Origin of the sequence: Streptomyces malaysiensis subsp. malaysiensis (assembly GCF_040653035.1) — a bacterium.
Classification (GTDB): domain Bacteria; phylum Actinomycetota; class Actinomycetes; order Streptomycetales; family Streptomycetaceae; genus Streptomyces; species Streptomyces malaysiensis.
The window spans coordinates 35,252-54,882 of the sequence record NZ_JBEZNG010000035.1 but is presented as its reverse complement, the minus strand read 5'-3'; the positions used below and the strand labels follow the sequence as shown (position 1 = coordinate 54,882).

Below are 19,631 nucleotides of genomic sequence, written 5' to 3'. Positions count from 1 at the left end.
TTCCTTCGACTTGACTACCGTGGCGCCGAAAGTATAACTACTGAACTAGTAAAGCAAATGAACCACTTGGGTCAGAGAGAGGTCTCCCATGCCCCACACGCTTCATGAGGCAGACTCGCGGCGGGTCGGCCTCAAAGAGGCGGCGGATCGCATCCGTCTCCAGGCGCGGGCCGTGGCCGCCGACAACGAACGGGACCGCCGGCTGGCGCCGGAGCTGATCGACGCCCTCCGTGACTCCGGGCTGATGCGCTGCGGAGCGCCCGAGACTCTCGGAGCCGCGCAGGCCCCGCCCGCTCTCTCGCTCGAGTGCGCCGAGACGATCGCGCGGGGCGACGCGGCCACCGGCTGGTGTGTCTCGATCGCTCTCACCAGCAGTCTGCTCGCGGCGTACCTGCCGGAGAAGGGCGCCGCCGAAACCCTCGGTGACCCGCGCGCGATCGCGGCGGGCGTGTGGGCGCCGCGGGCCAAGGCCCGTCCGGTCGACGGAGGTGTGGTCGTCTCCGGCCGCTGGTCGTTCTGTAGCGGGATCACCCACGCGGACCACTTCTTCGGCGGCTGCGTCCTGGACGACGGCAGCGGCGACAAGGACGGTGCGCCGACGCTCCGTGCGGTCGGGATCCCGACCGCTCAGCTGCGGATAGTCGACACCTGGCACACGTCCGGCCTGCGCGCGACGGGCAGCCACGACGCCGTGGCCGAGGACGTGTTCGTTCCCGCGCACCGCGTTCTGGCGCTGGACGACGGTCCACTGATCGACGCTCCGCTGTACCGATTCCCGATCTACGGGTATTTCGCGCTGTCCATCGCCGCGGCCGCCCTGGGCAACGCACGCGGGGCGATCGATGACCTCATGGACCTCGCGGGCCACAAGGTCGCCACCGGCTCGCGGCGGAGCCTGGCCGAGAAGCCGGCCACACAAGCCGCGGTGGGGCAGGCGGAGGCCGCCTTGCGCGCCGCACGCGCCTTCTTCTACTCCGCCATCGACGACGCCTGGCAGGCGGCGTGCACCGGCGAGACGGTGACACTCGGCCTTCGCACCGGGTTGCGTCTGGCGGCGGCCCACGCCGCCCGTACGTCGGCGGAGGTCGTCCGCGCCATGTACGACCTCGGCGGCGGATCGGCGATCTACGACAGCTCACCGCTCCAGCGCCGCTTCCGGGACGCGACCACCGCCACCGCCCACCTCCAGGTGAGCCCGGCCACATGGGAGACGACCGGGCGCATCCTGCTCGGGGTCCCGACGCGGGTGGCGCAGCTGTGAGGCGGCGATCGCTCGGCGTGGTGCTCCCGTACTGGCTGGACCGGCCCGATCTGGAAGCCCTCGGGATCGCTCGGCAGGCGAGCGCCCGCGGTTTCGAGCGGCTGTGGCTGGGCGAGATGGCCACCTTCGATGTGTTCGCCCTCGCCACCGCCGTCGCCGGCGGCACCTCCATCCCCCGGCTGACGGTCGGCCCCCTCGCCGTCGGGGTGCGCTCCCCCGTCGCCATCGCCATGGGGGCCGCCAGCGTCGCCACATTGACGGGCACACATGTGGATGTGGCGCTGGGAGCGTCCAGCCCGCACATCGTCTCCGACTGGCACGGCCGCAGCTGGAGCGGCAACCCCCGGCGCACCAGGGAGTCGGTCGCGGTGCTGCGCGAACTCCTCGGCGGGAAACGGGCCGCCTTCTCCGGCCGCCACATCCGCACACGGGGCTTCCGGCTCCGCCAACCACAACCGGACTCCATGATCGGCGTCGCGGCGTTCGGGCCACGTATGACCGAAGTCGCCGCGGAGACCGCGGATGAGGTCGTGCTCAACCTGGTGCCGCCGGCGCACATCGCCCAGGTCCGCGCCTCGATCGACGCCTTCGCCGAGGCCCGCGGGCGGCCCGCGCCGCGGCTCGCGGTGTGGGTCGCCTGCTCCGTCGAACCGGGCCCGGCCACCTATCGCCAGCTCGCATCGCAGCTGGCCGTCTACCTCCGCCCGCCGGGCTACGGCGAGATGTTCACCGAACTCGGCTTCGGCGACCTCGTGCGTCAGGCGCGTGCCACCACCGGCCGCCGTACGCTCGTCGAGGACATTCCGCCCGAACTTCCGGCGGCCGTCGGCGCGATCGGCTCAGGAGCTGAAGTACTGCGGCGTATCGACGCCTACTTCAACGCGGGCGCCGACCACATCGGGCTGGTGCCCACGACGGCGGACGACCGGGACGGCGCCGAGACCTTGGCTTTCATCAGCGAACACGCTCCGGACCTCGTCCCAGGACCGACCGGGGCGAAACGGCCGGTCGGCGGCGGCGGGATACGATCGATCAGTGACGGACAACGCTGAGGCGCAGCCCCGGGAACCGCGCGGCGACGACTCGGTCACGCGGACCCTCAACCTGGTCGGCGAGCGATGGATGATGCTGATCCTCCGCGAAGCCTTCTTCGGGGTGCACCGTTACGGACAGTTCGCCCAGAACCTCGGCATCCCGCGCCCCACCCTGTCGAACCGGCTCGGCAAGCTGGTCGACGTCGGCCTGCTCAGCCGGGAGCGCTACGCGGGCGGCCCGATCCGCAGCGACTACGAATACCGCCTCACCCAGGCCGGTCTCGATCTCTTCCCGGCGATCCAGATCCTGATGGCATGGGGCAACACCTACCTCCCGGACGACCCGGCGGGGCGATCCACGGTGACCTGGACACACGATGTGTGCGGATCGCCCACACACCCGAGGCTGATCTGCGACCAGTGCGGGGAACCCGTCACCGCGCACAACGTTCACCCCACGCGCGACACGCCCTGAGCCGGCCTCGCCACGGCGGCTGCCTCCGTATCCGCTGGGCCGGCGAGGGCTGCCGCGTGATGGTGGAAGGCGCGGCGGACCGCCGGGAAGCGGCGGGGCCCGCGGCTGGGGTGGACGCGGTTGGTGAGGAGGATGTAGTAGCGGCCCTCCGCCCCCGTCCCGTCCGCTCCCGCCCGGTCCGTCCCCGCCCCGTCCGCCGCCGGGTCCACCCACAGGCTCGTCCCCGTGAAGCCCGTGTGGCCGTACGAGGACGGGCCCATCGACGTACCGACCGGTGACCCCACCGCGTCCCGCCCCTGCCAGCCGAGACAGCGCCGCAGCGGGAGGCCCTCCGTATGACAGGCGGTCATACGGGCGAAGCCGGACGCGCTCAGCAGGCCGTCGCCGCCCGCGGCGAGCGCCCGGCCAAGCCGGTCCATGTCGGCCAGCGGTGCGAACAGGCCCGCGTGGCCGCAGACCCCGCCGAGCACCACCGCGTTCTCATCGTGCACCTGACCGGTCACCAGGCGGCCGCGCCAGGTGCACAGCTCCGTGGAGACCGCGCGCTCACGGGCCGCGGGGCCGGGCGCGAACACCGTCTCACGCATGCCGAGCGGCTCGCACACCTGCTGCGCCACCAGCTCGTCCAGGCCGGTGGCAGTGGCCCGTTCGAGGATCAGGCCGAGGAGGACGAAACCCGCGGAGGAGTACTCCACCACCGTGCCCGGTGCCCCGCGGAGCGGCAGCTCGCGGAGGGCGGCCAGCAGTCCGTCCCGGTCGGAGTGCGCGCGCCAGAGCGGGGTCCCGCCGGGCAGGCCGGAGGTGTGGGTGAGCAGCTGGGTGACGGTGATGTCCGCCTTGCCCGGCACCCGGCGGTACTCCGGCAGATACACACCGACCGTGTCGTCCAGCCGTAGCGCTCCCGCCTCGGCCAGCCGCAGTGCGGCCAGGCCGACGATCGGTTTCGTCACCGAGGCCAGGTCCCACAGCTCGGTGCCGTTCAGCTCCGTCCCGCCCCAACGGCGTGTGCCCAGGTGCCCGTGTGTCTCCCGTCCGGCCGCGGTGCCGACCGACCAGGCGGCCGCGGAGTAGATCCCGGCCCGGCGACCGGCCGCCAGGAGCGCCGCGAGCCGTGCGGGTCGGTCCACCGGTGGTTCTGCTCGTCGGTCCGCCGGTGGGTCTGTCGGCCGGTCCGCCGGTGGGTCTGTCGGCCGGTCCGCCGGTGGGTCTGTCGGCCGGTCCGCCGGGGGCGGGCCGGCCGGTCCCGTCCGCCGCTCCGCCCCTCGTTGCTCCGCCCCCTGTGTGGTCCGGCCGCCCACAGCCCCGCTCACTCCTGCCCCCGTACGAGCCCCAGCGTCCCCGCCCCGCCGCGCAGCGCCGCCGACACCGTGCCGGCGGCGGCTCGCACCATCGGCCCCAGCACCGCCACGCTCTCCTCGTCCAGCGTGAACGTCAGCCCGACGATGCCGACCGCACCGGCGACCCGGTCGCCCGGCCCCAGCACCGGGGCGGCGATGGCGCGGACATCCTGCTCCGCGTATTCGTCGTCCACCGCGTAGCCCCGCTCGCGCACGGCGGGCAGGGCCGCGAGCACGGCCCCTGGGTCCCGCACCGTCCGTGGCGTACGGGCCGGGAGCCGCTCGCGGCCCAGGAGCTCCGCCGCGGTCGGGGACGGCAGGGCCGACAACATCGCCCAGCCCACCGCCGAGCAGTACAGCGGGACCTCGCCGCCCGCGGTCAGCGGTATGCGGTACGTGGACGAGGGCTCCGACTGCGTCACATGCACCGCCACGGCGCCGTCCCGCACCGAGAAGTGGGCCAAGTGGCCGGTGCGCAGCCGCAGATCGTCCAGGACCGGGCGGGCCAGCACCAGCTCGCGGCTGGCGGCCAGCGCCGTGGCGGCGAGCCCCAGCAGGCGCGGTCCGGCCTGGTAGTTGCCGCCGGGGCCCGGGACCGCGTAACCGGCCTCGGCGAAGGTGTGCAGCAGGCGGTGGACGGTCGGCTTCGACAGCCCCGTATGGGCGGCGAGGTCGGCCAGGCGGTGCGGGGCATCGGGCTGGACCAGGGCGTCCAGCACGGCGAGTGCCTTGTCCACGGGCCCCTTTGCGGCGGCGGTCGGCTCTTCACGGTGCGGCGCGGAGGTATTGACCGGCTTCGGCATGTCGCTTAGCTTATCGCATCAGCGTTCCGGATGCCGGAACGATCGAACTGTTCAGCGGAACATCTCGCGGAGGGCAGATCGTGACTCCTCCATCAATGTCACGCCGTAGAGCCCTGCGGCTGGGCGGGCTCGCAGCACTGCCCGCCATCGCCGCACCGACAGCGCTCACCGGATGCGGCACGGCCGCGGGCACGGCCGGTGACGGCACGCTCCGGGTGGCGCAGCCGTCCGACCCCACCACCCTCGACCCGCACAAACAGGGCGACATGTTCTCCATGAACGTCCTGATCAACATCTTCGACGCCCTCACCACCCGGGACGCTCATGGCCGGCTCGCCGCTCGGCTCGCCACCTCCTGGGAGCCCCGTTCCAGGACCGTGTGGCGCTTCCGCCTCCGCGAAGGCGTGCGCTTCCACAACGGGGAGGAGTTCGACGCCGATGCCGTCAAGTTCTCCATCGAGCGGATCCTCGATCCGAAGACGCGCTCGCCCATCGTCGAGTTGCGGTATGTGACCTCGGTCCGCGTGGTCGACCGCCACACCGTGGATGTGCACACCACACTGCACGACCCGATCCTGCCCGCGAAGCTGTCGCTCTTCGGCGGGGTGATCGTGCCGCCGAAGTACCTCGCCGACGTCGGCGACGCCGCCTTCGCCCGGCGCCCGGTGGGCACCGGACCGTTCACCTTCGAGTCCTTCCGACGCGATCGCGAGCTACGGCTGCGCGCCAACCGCCGCCACTTCCACGGCTCCCCCGGGGCCGACCGCCTGGTCTTCCGCGCACTGCCCAACCCCGCCTCCGCGCTGGCCGCGTTGCAGAGCGACGAGGTCGACCTGGTCACCGGCCTCACCCCGGACGCCGCCCGGCAGCTGTCCGGCTACGCGGGCGTGGAGCTGGAGAACCACCAAGGCGTGCGGACCGCGTACCTCAATCTCGACACCACCTCCGGGCCGCTGCGCGACCGCCGTGTGCGGCAGGCGCTCAACCACGCCATCGATGTGCCGCTGCTCATCAAGGCGGTCCTGGACGGCAAGGCCCGCGAGGTGCCCGCGATGCTGCCGCACGGCGTCGTCGGCTTCGACCGGTCGATCGAGCCCTTCCGGCGCTCCGTGCGCACCGCCAGGCGGCTGCTCGCCGAGGCCGGCCATCCGCACGGCCTCACCACCACGCTCGCCGCCTCCAACGACGACGCCCAGGTGGCCGAGGCCATCTCCGGTCTGCTCGACCGCGCGGGCATCCGTGCCCGTGTCGAGCTGCTCGACCCGGGCACCTTCTCCGCCCGCCTCACCTCCGACAACCGGCATGCGCTCGGCCCCGTCTACCTCGCCGCCTCCACCGTCTGGACGCTCGACGGCGCGTCCATGGTGCAGTCGAACGTGCGCCATGACCGGCGGCAGAGCCGGTGGGTGTCGAAGGAGGCGGACCGGCTCGTCGACGCCGAGGAGCTGTCCATGGACCCCGAAGACCGGCAGCGCGCGTTCACCGCGCTCCAGCGCCTGATCAAGCGTGAGGCCCCGTTCGTACCGCTCTACCAGCAGGACATCATCCTCGCCCGTACCACCCGGGTGCGCTGGACACCGGTCGTCAACGGCTCGCTGGCCATGGAGAGCGCGGAGGTGAGGACATGACGGCCGCCTCCGTCCGGCCCGCGGTCACGGTCCGCACGCCGAAGTCCGGCCTGCTCCGCCACATCCTGGTCCGCCTCGCCACCGCCGTCGGCGTGCTCCTCGCCGCCGCCACCCTGGCCTTCCTTCTGGTGCGGCTCTCCGGCGACCCGGTCAAACAGCTGCTGCCCCCGGACGCCACCGCCGCCCAGGAAGCCACGCTGCGCGCCCAACTCGGGCTGGACCAGCCCCTGATCGCGCAGTACGGCGACTTCCTGTGGGGGCTGCTCCGGCTCGACCTCGGCGATTCGCTCGTCTACAACGAGCCGGTCGGCCAGGTCATCGCCGACCGTATCCCGGCCACCCTCGAACTCGCCGCCGGTGCCTTGGTGCTCAGCCTCGTCATCGCCATTCCGGCCGGGATCTACGCCGCCACGCGGCGTGGCCGGGCCGGCGACACCGGTGTGATGACGGCGGTACTGCTCGGCCAGTCCACCCCGCCGTTCTGGGTCGGCATCCTGCTGGTCCTGCTCTTCTCGGTACGGCTCAAAGTGCTTCCGGCCTCCGGCTACGGCACCTTCGCCCATCTGGTGCTGCCGGCCGTCACGCTGTCCGTCTACTCCATCGCGGTCATCGCCCGGCTGCTGCGCTCCTCGCTCATCGACGTCCTCGGCTCGGACCACATCCGTACGGCGAGGGCCAAGGGGCTCGGCCCGGCGAAGGTGGTGTTCGCGCACGGGCTGCGCAACGCCTCGCTGCCGACCGTCACCGTGATCGGCCTGGAGTTCGGCGGGCTGCTCGGCGGGGCGATCCTCACCGAGCAGGTCTTCTCGTGGCCGGGCATCGGACGGCTGACCGTGGAGGCCATCTCGCGCCGGGACTTCCCGCTGGTGCAGGCGGCCGTCCTGTTCTTCGCCGCCGCCTTCGTGATCGTCAACCTCCTTGTCGACCTCTCCTACAGCCTCCTCGACCCGAGAGTGCGGGCCCAGTCATGACCGTCGTACGCAACCGGCTCGCCCTGGTGGCCCTCGGCGTCCTCGCGCTGCTGGTGATCGCCGCCGTCTTCTCGCCCCTGCTCGCCCCGGACGACCCCGCCAAGCAGCAGCTCCTCGCCCGGCTCGAGCCCCCGGCGTGGGAGGGCGGCGGAAGCCTCGCACACCCGCTGGGCACCGACCAGCTCGGCCGCGATGTGCTCTCCCGCGTCATCTACGGCTCCCGGGTCTCGCTCCTCGTCGGCATCGGGGCGGCGCTGCTGGCGGGGGTGGTGGGGGCGGTGTGCGGGCTGTTCGCCGGTTTCCGCGGCGGATGGCCGGACCGGGTGCTGATGCGCTTCGCCGACATCCAACTCGCCTTCCCTTCCCTGCTGTTGGCGCTCGCCATCGTCGGCTTCCTCGGCTCCGGGCTGTGGAACGTCGTGCTGGTGCTCGGCTTCACCGGCTGGGTGGCGTACGCCCGTGTGGTCCGCTCCGAGGTGTTGTCGCTGCGCACCCGGGACTATGTGACCCAGGCCCGGGCGACCGGGGTCACGGATCTCACGATCATGCGCCGGCATCTGCTCCCCAACGTCCTCCCGCACCTGGCCACCATCGCCACGCTGCATATCGCGGCCGCCATCGTCGCCGAGGCATCGCTCAGCTACCTCGGGCTCGGGGTGCCCAAGGAGACGGTCACCTGGGGCTCGATGCTCGCCGACGGCCAGCTCTATCTGGGCACCTCATGGTGGGTCGCGGTCTTCCCCGGGCTGGCGCTGATGCTCACCTCCCTGGCCATCAACATCACCGGCGACGCCCTTCGCGACGTCGCGGACCCGAAGGCGTACCGCCGATGACCACACACGCTCCCGTGCTCGAGATCCGCGATCTGCACGTCGACTTCCGGCTCGCCACCGGCACCGTGCACGCCGTGCGCGGTGTGAGCCTGACGGCACACGCCGGAGAGACCCTGGCCGTCGTCGGCGAATCCGGCAGCGGCAAGTCGGCCACCATGCTCGCCGCGCTGCGGCTCAACCCCGAGCCGCCCTGCGCCTACCCGGGCGGCGAGATCCTCCTCGACGGCCGCGACCTGCTGGCGCTGCCGGAGAAGCGGTTGCGCGAGGTGCGCGGCAACGACGTCTCGATGGTCTTCCAGGACCCGATGACCAGCCTCGACCCGCTCCAGCGGGTCGGCAACCAGGTGGCCGAGGTGCTGCGCCGGCACCGCGGGGCCACACGCGCCGGGGCCCGGACGGAGGCGGTACGGGCGCTGGCGGAGGTCGGTATCCCGGATCCGGAGCTGCGGGCGCGGCAGTACCCGCACGAGCTGTCCGGCGGGCTGCGCCAGCGCGTGATGATCGCGACAGCCCTGGTCGGCCGGCCACGGGTGCTCATCGCCGACGAGCCGACCACCGCGCTGGACGTCACCGTACAGCGGCAGATCCTGGACCTCCTCGCCGATCTGCGCGCCCGGCACGGTATGGCGGTGGTGCTGGTCACGCACGACCTCGGGGTGGTCGCGGAGACCGCCGACCGGGTCGTGGTGATGAACGCCGGCCGGGTCGTGGAGCACGGCACCGTGGCCGAGGTCTTCGAGGCGCCCCGCGAGCAGTACACCCGCGATCTGCTGGCCGCCACCCCGCGACTGGAGCCGACATCATGACGACCGCCAGGACGAGGACACCCGCGAAGACGCCACTGCTCGAACTCGACGGCCTGTCAAAGGAGTTCACCGGACCCGGCGCCGCCCGCACGATCGCCGTCGACGACGTCACGCTCACCGTGGCGGAGGGCGAGACCCTCGCCCTCGTCGGCGAGTCCGGCTCCGGGAAGACGACACTGACCCGGCTGCTGCTGGGGCTGCTGGACCCCACCGCCGGGACGGTCCGCTTCGACGGCCAGGACCTCGCCGGACTGTCACCGGCCGAGCTGCGCGCGATACGGGCCGGGATGCAGGTCGTGCTCCAGGACCCGTACTCGAGCATGAATCCGCGGATGAAGGTCACCGATATCGTGGCCGAGCCGCTGGTCACCCATGACGCCGCCTACCGCGGACGGCGCGCCCGGACGAGGCGGCGGGAACGCGTCGGCGAGCTGCTGGAGTCGGTCGGACTGTCGGCGGGGTTGCAGGACCGGTACCCGCACGAGTTCTCCGGCGGACAGCGCCAGCGCATCTCCATCGCCCGTGCGCTGGCGCCCGCGCCACGGCTCGTGGTGCTCGACGAGCCGACCAGCGCCCTCGATGTCTCCGTCCAGTCCCAGGTCCTCGACCTGCTGGTCGAGCTCCAGCGACAGCACGGCCTGACCTACGTGTTCGTCTCGCACAACCTCGCCGTGGTCCGGCAGATCGCCGACCGGGTGGCGGTGCTGCGGTACGGCAAGGTGGTCGAGTGCGGGGAGACGAGCGCCGTGCTGGGGGCTCCTCGCCACCCGTACACCCGCGAGCTGCTGGCCGCCGTACCACGGCCCGACGCGTACCGGACCAGGGCCGGGACCGGCACCGGGACTAGCGGTGGGTGAGGACCAGCCCCGCACCCCCGAGCAGCGCCACATCGTCCGGCCGGCCCGCCTCGCCCAGCACCACCCGCGGCGGGGCCGCCGTCGACCAGCCGCTGTCCCGCCGCAGCCGCTCCTCGACCCGGGCCCGGAACCCCTCCCCGCCCTCGACGGCCTCGCCGTGCAGCACGAAGAGGCCGGGGGCGAAGAGCTGCTGGATGTTCACCAGGCCGAGCGCGAGGTTGTCCGCGTACTCCTCGACCACCGGCCGGCCACCGTCCCCGCGTCGCACCAGCTCCGCGAGCGTCACCTCGGCGCCCAGCCCCGCCGCCCGCGCCCGCTGCCGCAGCCAGCGCGTCGTGGCCACCGTCTTCCAGCAGCCGCGCGCCCCGCAGGTGCACAGCTCGCCACCGGCCAGCACCGTCATATGAGCGCCGCTGCGGCCACCGTGCGGGGCCAGCAACTCACCGTCGAAGAACACCCCGACACCCAGCACCTCGCCGGTGGACACCGAGGCGAAGGACTCAAGGCCACGGCCCGCCCCGAACCACCGGTCGCCCAGCACCTGGAGCCGGGCCCGGTGCTCGACGTAGACCGGCACCCCCAGCGCCCGCCGCAGCACCTCCGCGACCGGGTAGCCGCGCAGCGCCGGCACCTCGTTGACCTCGATGAAGCTGCCCCGCTCCGGGTCCACCAGACCGGCCGCGGCCACACCGACACCGGTCAGCTCACACCCGTCGAAGCACTCCCCGGCGGCCTGCCGCACCGCCGCGTCCACACCGGCCGCCTCCCGCGCCGCCGGGTCGAAACCGGCCGCGGTACGGCGCAGCAGTTTCCCGGCGCGGTCGACCAGCGCCGCGCGCACCTGTCCGGGCAGCATCTCGACCGCGCCCAGCAGCGGGCGGGCGGGAGCGGCCGGGGGATCGGGCACCAGGCGGAGCCGGGGGCGTCCGCCGTCGGGGGCGAGTGCAGCCATGCGCAGACTCTGCCACGGCAGGAACCGAGGAGGTAGTACCACGTTGCCGCATCTGACCGAACTCACCTGGCGCGAGGCCCGGACCGCGGGCGCGGGCGCCATCGCCCTGATGCCCATCGGCTCCCAGGAACAGCACGGCGCACATCTGCCGATGGGCACCGACACGCTGCTGGTGACCGCGGTGGTGGACCGGGCGGCCGAACTGCTGGCGGGCGACGGCCCGCCGGTCGTACGCCTGCCCGCCCTGCCGTACGGACACAGCCCGCACCACCTCTTCGCGGCCGCGGTGTCGCTGTCGGCGAGCACCCTGGCGGCGGTACTCGCCGACGTCCTGCGGTCCCTCACCGAGAGCGGCTTCCGACGCATCATGATCGTCAACGGCCACGGCGGCAATGACGAGATCATGCGCCTGGCGGTCAAGGAGCACGCGCTCCGCGCCGAGGGCGCGTTCGCGGCCTGCTCCTACTGGAGCCTCGGCGAGGCGCCGGAGAACCCCGGGCACGCCGGCCGCTACGAGACCTCCCTCATGCTCGCCGCCCACCCGGACCTGGTCCGTACCCCCATCGAGCCACACACCCCCGCCGGCGCCCCGCCGCTCTTCGCCGCCCCGCCGCACCCCGGTCTCACCGCCGAGCGGCACGGCGAGTGGGCACGGGTGGGCGGGATGACCGACGATCCGTCCGCCGCCCGCCCCGACCCGGGCGGGCTGACCATCCGCGCCACCGAACTGGCCCGGGCGATCCGGGCATTCGCCGAAGCGACCGCACCCGGCGCCATCTGAGGAGGAACCCCGCACATGAAGGTCACACACGTCGACGTCTGGGTCGTGAACCTCCCCCTCACCTCCCCGTTCACCAGCTCCTTCGAGACCAAGACCGGTGAGACCCGCACCGTGGTCCGGATCCGGACCGACGAGGGGGTGGAGGGCTGGGGCGAGACGATGTGGGGGCGGCCGGTGGCCGCGCTGGTCCGCAAGCTGGCGCCCGACCTCATCGGCACCAGCCCGTTCGCCCTGGAGTCCTTCCACCGCAAGCAGCACATGGTGCCGTTCTTCCACGGCTACCTCGGCTACGCCGCCATCGCCGCCCTGGACGTGGCCTGCTGGGACGCCATGGGCAAGGCCACCGGCCATTCGCTCACCGATCTGCTCGGCGGGGCGGTACGCGACACCGTGCCGCTCACCGCGCTGGTCACCCGCGCCGACGGCGCCACCCCGGAGGCCCTCGCCGAGCACGCCGGCCGGGTGGTCGCCGAGGGCGGCTTCCGGGCGGTCAAGCTCAAGGGCACCGGCGATGTGGACGGCGATGTCGCCAACCTCCGCGCGCTGCGTGCCGCGCTGCCGGACACCGAGCTGCGCGTCGACCCCAACGCCGCCTGGTCGGTGCCGGATTCGGTACGCGCGGGCATCAAGCTGGAGGACCTGAACCTGGAGTACCTGGAGGACCCGTGCCCCGGTATCGAGGGCATGAGCCAGGTGCGGAGCAAGGTGCGCATCCCGCTGTGCACCAATATGTGTGTCGTCCGCTTCGAGGACTTCGCACCGGCGGTGCGGCTCGGCGCGGTGGACATCGTCCACGGCGATGTCTACAAGTGGGGCGGTATCGCACCGACCAAGGCCCTCGCCGCCCACTGCGAGACCTTCGGCCTCGGCATGAACCTGCACAGCGGCGGCGAGCTCGGCATAGCCACCGCCGCCCACCTCGCCGTGGTCGCCAGCACTCCGGTGCTCAGCCGCGCCATCGACAGCATGTACTACCTGCACGCCGATGACATCGCCGATCCGATCCCGCTCATCGACGGCCGCCTCACCGTCCCGCAGGGCCCGGGCCTGGGCGTACGCGTCGACGAGGAGAAGCTGCGGCACTACGCGGCGGTGAACGAGCGGGAGGGCGACCTGACGGGATGACCAAGCGCTCCGCTGGAAGTGTCGCGATGCGTCGTCGGCCGACCGCAGCGCCGTCGTGGCTGGTCCCACGCGGCGGAGCCGCATATCAACACAGCCGCGGCGGAGCCGCATATCGACACAGCCCCGCGCCCCTTCGGGGCGCTGCCCGAGCCGTAGCGGACTTCCTCCGACCTGCCTAGTCCGGTGACCGGGCGGAAAGCGGTGTGAGGACCACGATTGCCATGTCGTCGTGCCGCTGGCCCCCGGTCCAGTCGGTGACATCCGCGGCGAGCGTGTCCACCACCTCCGACGCGGTGCGGAACTCCCGATCGGCCAGTCTCGTGCGGGGTTCGTAGAAGACCCCGTGCCGGTCGCGCGCCTCGGTGACACCGTCGGTCACCAGCAGCAGATAGTCCCCCTGGTGGAAGGGGAAGATGTCACAGCCGGAGGCGCCGACGCCCTCCGGCATCCCCAGCCCCAGGGGAAGCCCAGGAACCGATGGCTCCAGCGTCGTCACCCGGCCCCCGCGGATCAGATACGGCGGCGGATGACCGCGGTGGTACAACCGCACCCGCCCCTCCTCCTCGCTGACCTCGACCAGTACGGCGGTGGCGAACCGCTCCAGTGCGTCCGGCTGGTCGCCGACGTCCGCCGCGAACCGGACCAGAGCCCGCTCCATGTACTCGGCGAGCTCCCGCAACGTGGCCGCCTGCTCCGCCGCCTCACGGAAAGCGCTGGTCGCCACGGCCATGGTGGACACGGCGGGCAGCCCCTTGCCCCGTACGTCCCCGATCAGCGCCCGCACCCCGAACGGCGAACCGCGCACCGCGTAGAAGTCACCGCCGATCAGCGCCTCCGCGTACGCACACTCGTAGCGGGTGGCCACCGACACCGCCCCCACCCGTGCGGGCGGCGGTGGCAGGACCGCCCGCTGCGCCACCTCGGCCACGGCGCGCACCGCGGCGAAGCGCTGCCCCTGGCTCTGGACCACCCACTTCAGCCACAGCGCGATTCCGCTGATCACCGCCACGTCCAGCAGATCCACCACGAGCGCCGTCAGCGGGCGGCCCACCAGCACGTCCACACACACCGACACCACACACGCGCCGGCCGCGGTGATCGCCGCGCCCCGGAACGTCAGCACCATGCAGGCCGCGAGCGGAGCGGCGGACAACAGGGGGAGCCCGCCGTACGGCACCGGCCCGAAGGCGTCCAGCACCACACCGCCGATCAGCAGCAGCACCGGAACCATGACGAGCACCCCGGCCCAGCCACCGCGCGCCCGCTCCTCCGGCCCGCCCACCACATTCCGGCGCGCACCGGCTCCCGGGTCACCGGCTCCGGGGCCACCGGACCTCATCTCGCCTGCCATCCGCTCATCTCCCGCTCCGGTGTCCCGCCACAGTGGGGAGAGAGGGCTCTCCCGCCGGTACCGCCATACCCGACGGCACGGCAGGAGTACGGCCCCCACGCCGATCACCGCCCGATCGGTGGCGGGCGGGGGTGAAGGGGCGCCACCAAGCGCCCGCGCGGATCACCGCACCGCGGCGCCATGGGGCGACGGTGGCGTCCCGAGGCCGGCCGCCCTACGCGGGATGACGCATCACGAGGACGGTTTTGCCGCGCAGCCCAGTGCTGCCCGCACCGCCGGTGAGGGCGGCCGGTCCCTCTTCGAGGGAGAGTGCCGTGCCGATGACGGGGCGGATGGTGCCCGCCGTGGCCAGCCTGGTGAGCTCGGCGAGCCGTTCGGGTTTGCGATCGAGCCGGTAGTTGGCGGTGTGGATGCGGCTGTCGTCGAGAAGCCGCTGGTCGAGGCCGAATGCGGTGGACAGCAGCGAGCCGCCGTCCCGCACGGCGGTGGCCACGGCGCTGGTGATGCGGTGGTCGCCGACGGCGTCGATGATCGCGTCCACGCCGTCGGGCGCGATCTTGTTCAGAGCCTCCTCGATCGGCTGCTCTCCGCGGATGACGATCTCGTCGGCGCCGAGTCCTCGTACCTGATCGGCGAGGTGGGCGGCGGCCGTTGCGATGACCTTGATCCCACGGGCGGCGGCGGTCTGCACGACGAAGGTGCCGACCCCGCCCGTGGCGCCGATGACGAGCAGTGTGCCGCCCTCGGGCACATGTGTGTGGTCGATCGCGCCGAGCGCGGTCATGCCCGAGGTCGGAAGCGCGGCGGCCACCTGGCTCGGTATGTCGTCGGGAATGGCTGCCAGCGCACCGAACGCGGGGGCCTCCTGTACGACACAGACCTCCGCGAAGGTGCCGAACTCCAACGGCTGGCTCCAGAACTGGCCGAAGACGCGGTCGCCGACGCGGTACTCGGTGATTCCACCGCCGATGGCGGTGACGGTACCGGCGCCGTCCATGCCGAGCGTGAGCGGGAACCGGTACTCCCCGAGCGTCCTCAGCGACCCGGAGGCAATGGCCATGTCCAGGGGGTTGATCGCCGCTGCCTCGATGGCGACCTGCACCTGCCCCCAGGCGGGTTCGGGCACGGGCAGCTCCCTCAGTTCCGGGGTGTCGCCGAACCGCTCGATACCAATCGCTCGCATGTTCTCTCCCATTTCGCCGAGCATTCACCGCATCGCGGCGGCACCAGCCTGCGGTCGGCGCAAGGCTCCGGAGAAGGACCGATCCAGCAGCGACTATGACCCCATGGGTAGCAATGGCGATGCCGATGAGGCAGTAATGTGGGGAGCATGGCAGCAGCGGAGTCCCGGCCCCTGCGGTACTTCGTCGCGGTGGCGGAGGAGCGCAACTTCACTCGCGCCGCACGGCGGCTCGGCATCGCGGGCCCCGCGCTGTCACGAGCGATCCGCAACCTCGAGGCCGACATCGGCGCGCGCCTTTTCGAACGTTCGACACGGGTGGTGGAGCTGACCGAGTCCGGCGCGGTACTGCTGGCTCAGGCCCGGCCCGCGCTCGAAGCCCTCGACGCGGCGGTCCGCCGTGCCGTGCGCGCGTCCGAGCCTCATCGCAGCGTGCTGCTCGCGGTCAAGGCCGACGCCGATGGGGGGCTGCTGCAAGACACCCTCGCCGCGGTGGCCGCCGAGCCCGGCGCCGAACCCGTCGCGGTGCGTCTGTGCGGCTGGAAGGAGCACACTCGGCTGTTGCGGACAGGCGAAGCCGATGTCGCGCTCATGTTCGAGCCCTACGATCCACAGGGAATCGACGCCGACATCGTGGCCACCGAACCCCGTGTGGCGGCGCTGCCCGCCGACCACGCCCTCGCCGGAGCCCCGCGGCTACGACTCGCCGATCTCGACATCGACCCCGAGGACGTCGACGAACGAGCGGAACGCGACATCGACAAGCAGGGCGTGCAGGACCTGGCGCAGTTGCTCGCGCTCGTGGCGCTCGGCAAAGCGATCACCGTACTTCCGAGCTCGGTTGCCGCCAGATACCCCCGGCCCGCGGTGGTCTACGCACCCATCGAGGACTGCCCTCCGGCCACCCTGGTCATCGCCTGGCCCGAGCACTCCCGCAGCCGAGGCGTGGCCACGCTGGTCCGCGCGGCGACCACCGTCGCCCAGCAGCGCGGCATGAGCCCGCCGTCGTAGCTGACGCTCCTTCAGGTGTGTTTGATTTTGATCGTTGGCATACACGACCGGCGTTCATGTATGCGGAGATCCTCCCGTCATACCGTGCCGAACTCGCGCATGGACACGGCACGATCAATTCACTGATGAACCAGGGGCGTTGCGTACCCAAGGTCGCCATGTTCCTTTGTGGTTCATTGTGTTGACACCTGTCGTACCGCGTGTGACGGTGGCGGGGCGTGGTCCTGACCTGGATGTGCACTGTTCGTTCCGCAACGGAAGTGGGACTCATGAGCTCAGGAATACGGCGCCGCAGCATTCTGTCCGCGGCCGCTCTGGGAAGCACGGTCGGTTCGCTCGGTCTCTCCTCACCCGCCTCCGCGCAGCCGGTCCCCGGCGCCGAACCACCGGCGTCCGCACTGCCCGCCGAGGACGGGTACGACCTGTGGCTGCGGTACCGGCGGGTGGAGGACCCCGGTCAACTCAAGCGGTACCGGGCCGCCTTGGGAACCCTGGTCCGACAGGGAGGCGGCCCCCTCCAGCGGTCCGCGGCGGACGAGTTGGCCCGCGGGCTCACCGGGCTGCTCGGCACCCGGGTGCGGCCACGCGCCGACGCCCCCTCCCACGCGGCACTCGTGGTGGGCACCCCGGCGAGTTCACCCCTGGTCCGGGAGCTCGTCCCCGCGGCCGACCTGGCCGAGCTCGGCGACGAGGGCTACATCGTCCGCCGGGTCACCCGGCGCGGCGTGGACTTCACCGTGGTGGCGGCCCACGCCGACCGCGGTGTGCTCTACGGTGCGTTCCACCTGCTGCGTCTCGTACAGACCCGACAGCCGCTGGAGCGCGTCGACCTCACCGAGCGCCCGGCCGCCCCGCTGCGCGTGGCCGACCACTGGGACAACAAGGACGGTTCGATCGAGCGCGGCTATGCGGGCCTGTCCTTCTTCGACTGGGAGGAGCTGCCGCGACTCGACGACCGGTACACGGACTACGCACGTGTCCTGGCCTCGCTCGGCATCAACGGCGCCGTGATCAACAATGTCAACACACCCGCGGACTACCTCGCCGAGCCGTTCCTGACCAAGCTGGCCGCGCTCGCCGGTGTTCTGCGCCGCTACGGAGTGGCGCTGTACGTCACGGCCAACTTCGCCGCCCCCATCGACCTGGGCGGGCTGGACACCGCCGACCCCTTCGACCCGGAGGTGCGCACCTGGTGGACGAGGAAGGCGGAGGAGATCTACGGCAGGATCGAGGACTTCGGCGGCTTCCTGGTGAAGGCCAACTCCGAGGGCCGCCCCGGGCCGTTGGACTACGGACGCACCCACGCCGACGGGGCCAATGTGCTGGCGGGCGCGCTGAGACCGTACGGCGGGATCGTGATGTGGCGGGCGTTCGTGCACGACACCGACGCGAAGTGGGACCGGCAGGCATACCTCGACTTCACACCGCTGGACGGGAAGTTCGCGGACAACGCCATTGTGCAGATCAAGAACGGGCCGATCGACTTCCAGGTCCGCGAGCCCGCCCACCCCCTCTTCGGCTCGCTGCCACGGACCAACTCGATGATCGAACTCCAGGTGACACAGGAGTACACGGGGCACGCCACCCATCTGTGCTATCTCGTTCCGCAGTGGAAGGAAGTCCTGGACTTCGACACGCTCAAGGCCGGCGAGGGCAGCACCGTGGCCCGTGTCGTGACCGGCCGGGTGCACTCCTACGCGCACTTCGGCTTCGCCGGAGTGCTGAACTTCGGCGATGCCAGGAACTGGACCGGCTCACACCTGGCCGCCGCCAACACCCATGGCTACGGACGGCTCTCCTGGAACCCGGACCTGTCCGCTCAGGACCTGGCCACCGAGTGGACCCGGATGACCTTCGGCAACGATCCGCACGTCGTCGAGACGGTCTCCGCCCTGCTCCTGGACTCCTGGCACACCTACGAGGACTACACCTCGCCACTGGGCACGGGATACCTCACCCATCCGCCGGACGGCTCGGTCACCGGGCACTTCGACCCCAGCCCGACGACGACCACCCAGTTCCACAAGTCGGACCGCGAGGGCATCGGCTACGACCGCACCGCCGCCACCGGCGACGGTTTCACCGAGCTGTACGCACCGGCGACCCGGGACGCCTACGAGTCGCTGGAGAACTGCCCGGAGGAACTGCTCCTCTTCCTCCACCACGTCCCGTACACCCACCGGCTGGCCAGTGGAAAGACCGTGATCCAGCACATCTACGACACCCACTTCTCCGGCGCGGCGCGGGTGGCGGACATGCGCACGGAGTGGGAGGGGCTGCGCCGCCGTGTCGACCTCCGGCGGTTCACCGATGTGCACCGCCAGTTCGGGGAGCAGCTCACCGGGGCCGCCCAGTGGCGGGACACCCTGGTCGCCTACTGGTTCGACCTGAGCCGGATCCGCGATGAGCGCCGCGGCTGGCTCCAGGCGATCGTCGCCCCGGCCGACACGGCGCTGCTGGGCGGGGAGCGCAACGAACTGCCGGTGCAGGTGGTCAACGCCACGGGCGCCGGGCTGCGCACGGTGACCACGCTGGAGGTACCCGAGGGCTGGCGGTCCGAGGAGGCGACCGCTTACGTGGCCTCGCGGGAGGGCGAGACGGTGAAGATGCCCGTCGTGCCGCCGTCCGCCCCCGCGCTCGCCACACTGCACGCGCGCCCGAGGTCGGGCACGGTGCGGGTGCTCGACTCCTCGCTGCGCAGCCTGGCCAAGGTCGTCGTCGTCCCGCCCGCCGCACGATGCGTACACGCGCTGGACGCCGGGCCCGACTCGGCGCCGGTGCTGACGGGCTACACCCGGCTCTCACCGGCCGGCGGCTGGCACGAGGGCGCCGACTTCGGCTGGGTCGGCAACACACCCGACGCCACGGACACCGGACTGTTCGATGTCGTCCGCCGGGACTACGTACGCGACAGCGCCCCGGCCGTGCTGCGGCTGAGGCTGCCCGCCGGACCCTGCACCGCGCATCTGCTCACCGGCGACCCCAATACCTTTAACAGGTCGCTGATCGTCCGTGTGAACGGGGTCGAGAAGGCCCGCAGTGAGCAGCTCGACGGCCGGGAGTTCACCTGGCTCCGGATCCCGTTGGACGGCGGATCCTCCGGACGCGCGGTGGACCTGGAACTGTCCGCGAACGAGCGCGAGACCTGGCATCTCAGCGCCTGCGTGGTACTGGCGGACGACCGGAGTCGGGTCTAGGGCCTGTCTGGGGTACACGTTCCGCCCGG

General features: G+C 72.0%; 17 protein-coding genes. 12 read left to right on the top strand and 5 right to left on the bottom strand.

Annotation, left to right across the window (positions count from 1 at the left end; translation table 11 throughout):
• Positions 1–88 precede the first annotated feature (88 nt).
• From AB0E24_RS40675 to AB0E24_RS40665, 3 genes are read left to right on the top strand one after another with little or no spacing between them, the layout of a single operon-like run.
• Positions 89–1,261, top strand: a complete 1,173-nt coding sequence (locus AB0E24_RS40675) for an acyl-CoA dehydrogenase family protein (RefSeq protein ID WP_359384684.1) — start codon at positions 89–91, stop codon at positions 1,259–1,261.
• Complete coding sequence (locus AB0E24_RS40670; RefSeq protein ID WP_359384682.1) at positions 1,258–2,313, top strand: LLM class F420-dependent oxidoreductase; 1,056 nt, start codon at positions 1,258–1,260, stop codon at positions 2,311–2,313. Before AB0E24_RS40675 ends, AB0E24_RS40670 begins: the two co-directional genes overlap by 4 nt.
• Positions 2,297–2,770: a winged helix-turn-helix transcriptional regulator gene (locus tag AB0E24_RS40665; RefSeq protein WP_093704690.1), complete on the top strand. Its 474-nt coding sequence runs from the start codon at positions 2,297–2,299 to the stop codon at positions 2,768–2,770. Before AB0E24_RS40670 ends, AB0E24_RS40665 begins: the two co-directional genes overlap by 17 nt.
• On the opposite strand, the gene AB0E24_RS40660 is transcribed toward AB0E24_RS40665, so the two are convergent.
• Together AB0E24_RS40660 and AB0E24_RS40655 are read right to left on the bottom strand one after the other, a co-directional pair.
• Positions 2,746–3,897, bottom strand: coding sequence for a serine hydrolase domain-containing protein (locus AB0E24_RS40660; protein ID WP_359384681.1), 1,152 nt, complete (start codon positions 3,895–3,897; stop codon positions 2,746–2,748). The two genes, AB0E24_RS40665 and AB0E24_RS40660, sit on opposite strands and share 25 nt — an antisense overlap.
• A gap of 179 nt (positions 3,898–4,076) precedes the next feature.
• On the bottom strand, positions 4,077–4,910 hold the full coding sequence (locus AB0E24_RS40655; RefSeq protein ID WP_100805043.1) for an IclR family transcriptional regulator: 834 nt from the start codon (positions 4,908–4,910) through the stop codon (positions 4,077–4,079).
• Positions 4,911–5,005: 95 nt separating this feature from the next.
• On the opposite strand from AB0E24_RS40655, the gene AB0E24_RS40650 reads away from it, so the two are divergent.
• From AB0E24_RS40650 to AB0E24_RS40630, 5 genes are read left to right on the top strand one after another with little or no spacing between them, the layout of a single operon-like run.
• The gene (locus tag AB0E24_RS40650; RefSeq protein WP_099016220.1) at positions 5,006–6,538 is read left to right on the top strand and encodes an ABC transporter substrate-binding protein; all 1,533 of its coding nucleotides are present in this window, start codon (positions 5,006–5,008) and stop codon (positions 6,536–6,538) included.
• On the top strand, positions 6,535–7,509 hold the full coding sequence (locus tag AB0E24_RS40645; protein ID WP_069874320.1) for an ABC transporter permease: 975 nt from the start codon (positions 6,535–6,537) through the stop codon (positions 7,507–7,509). The genes AB0E24_RS40650 and AB0E24_RS40645 overlap by 4 nt, the downstream gene beginning before the upstream one ends.
• A complete protein-coding gene (locus tag AB0E24_RS40640; RefSeq protein WP_069874322.1) occupies positions 7,506–8,342 on the top strand; it encodes an ABC transporter permease in 837 nt (278 codons plus the stop codon). Before AB0E24_RS40645 ends, AB0E24_RS40640 begins: the two co-directional genes overlap by 4 nt.
• Positions 8,339–9,148 (top strand): ATP-binding cassette domain-containing protein, encoded by an 810-nt coding sequence (locus tag AB0E24_RS40635; protein WP_069874325.1) that lies wholly within the window; start codon positions 8,339–8,341, stop codon positions 9,146–9,148. Before AB0E24_RS40640 ends, AB0E24_RS40635 begins: the two co-directional genes overlap by 4 nt.
• Positions 9,145–10,005, top strand: a complete 861-nt coding sequence (locus AB0E24_RS40630; RefSeq protein ID WP_359384677.1) for an ATP-binding cassette domain-containing protein — start codon at positions 9,145–9,147, stop codon at positions 10,003–10,005. The genes AB0E24_RS40635 and AB0E24_RS40630 overlap by 4 nt, the downstream gene beginning before the upstream one ends.
• Here the strand turns inward: AB0E24_RS40630 and AB0E24_RS40625 are convergent.
• The gene (locus tag AB0E24_RS40625; RefSeq protein WP_404820427.1) at positions 9,992–10,957 is read right to left on the bottom strand and encodes an ROK family protein; all 966 of its coding nucleotides are present in this window, start codon (positions 10,955–10,957) and stop codon (positions 9,992–9,994) included. The genes AB0E24_RS40630 and AB0E24_RS40625 overlap by 14 nt on opposite strands.
• Between AB0E24_RS40625 and AB0E24_RS40620 the strand changes: the two genes are divergently transcribed.
• Both AB0E24_RS40620 and AB0E24_RS40615 read left to right on the top strand, forming a co-directional pair.
• Complete coding sequence (locus AB0E24_RS40620; RefSeq protein WP_079153796.1) at positions 10,956–11,738, top strand: creatininase family protein; 783 nt, start codon at positions 10,956–10,958, stop codon at positions 11,736–11,738. The two genes, AB0E24_RS40625 and AB0E24_RS40620, sit on opposite strands and share 2 nt — an antisense overlap.
• Before the next feature lie 15 nt (positions 11,739–11,753).
• On the top strand, positions 11,754–12,863 hold the full coding sequence (locus AB0E24_RS40615) for a mandelate racemase/muconate lactonizing enzyme family protein (RefSeq protein WP_174886101.1): 1,110 nt from the start codon (positions 11,754–11,756) through the stop codon (positions 12,861–12,863).
• A gap of 175 nt (positions 12,864–13,038) precedes the next feature.
• Here the strand turns inward: AB0E24_RS40615 and AB0E24_RS40610 are convergent, their stop codons facing one another.
• Together AB0E24_RS40610 and AB0E24_RS40605 are read right to left on the bottom strand one after the other, a co-directional pair.
• On the bottom strand, positions 13,039–14,214 hold the full coding sequence (locus tag AB0E24_RS40610; RefSeq protein ID WP_250849362.1) for a PP2C family protein-serine/threonine phosphatase: 1,176 nt from the start codon (positions 14,212–14,214) through the stop codon (positions 13,039–13,041).
• A gap of 214 nt (positions 14,215–14,428) precedes the next feature.
• Positions 14,429–15,397 (bottom strand): NADP-dependent oxidoreductase, encoded by a 969-nt coding sequence (locus tag AB0E24_RS40605; protein ID WP_359384674.1) that lies wholly within the window; start codon positions 15,395–15,397, stop codon positions 14,429–14,431.
• A gap of 147 nt (positions 15,398–15,544) precedes the next feature.
• Here AB0E24_RS40605 and AB0E24_RS40600 point away from each other — a divergent pair, with 147 nt between their 5' ends.
• Positions 15,545–16,405 (top strand): LysR family transcriptional regulator, encoded by an 861-nt coding sequence (locus tag AB0E24_RS40600; RefSeq protein WP_359384672.1) that lies wholly within the window; start codon positions 15,545–15,547, stop codon positions 16,403–16,405.
• Between the two features lie 269 nt (positions 16,406–16,674).
• Positions 16,675–19,602: an alpha-glucuronidase family glycosyl hydrolase gene (locus tag AB0E24_RS40595; RefSeq protein ID WP_359384670.1), complete on the top strand. Its 2,928-nt coding sequence runs from the start codon at positions 16,675–16,677 to the stop codon at positions 19,600–19,602.
• The last annotated feature ends 29 nt before the right edge of the window (positions 19,603–19,631 follow it).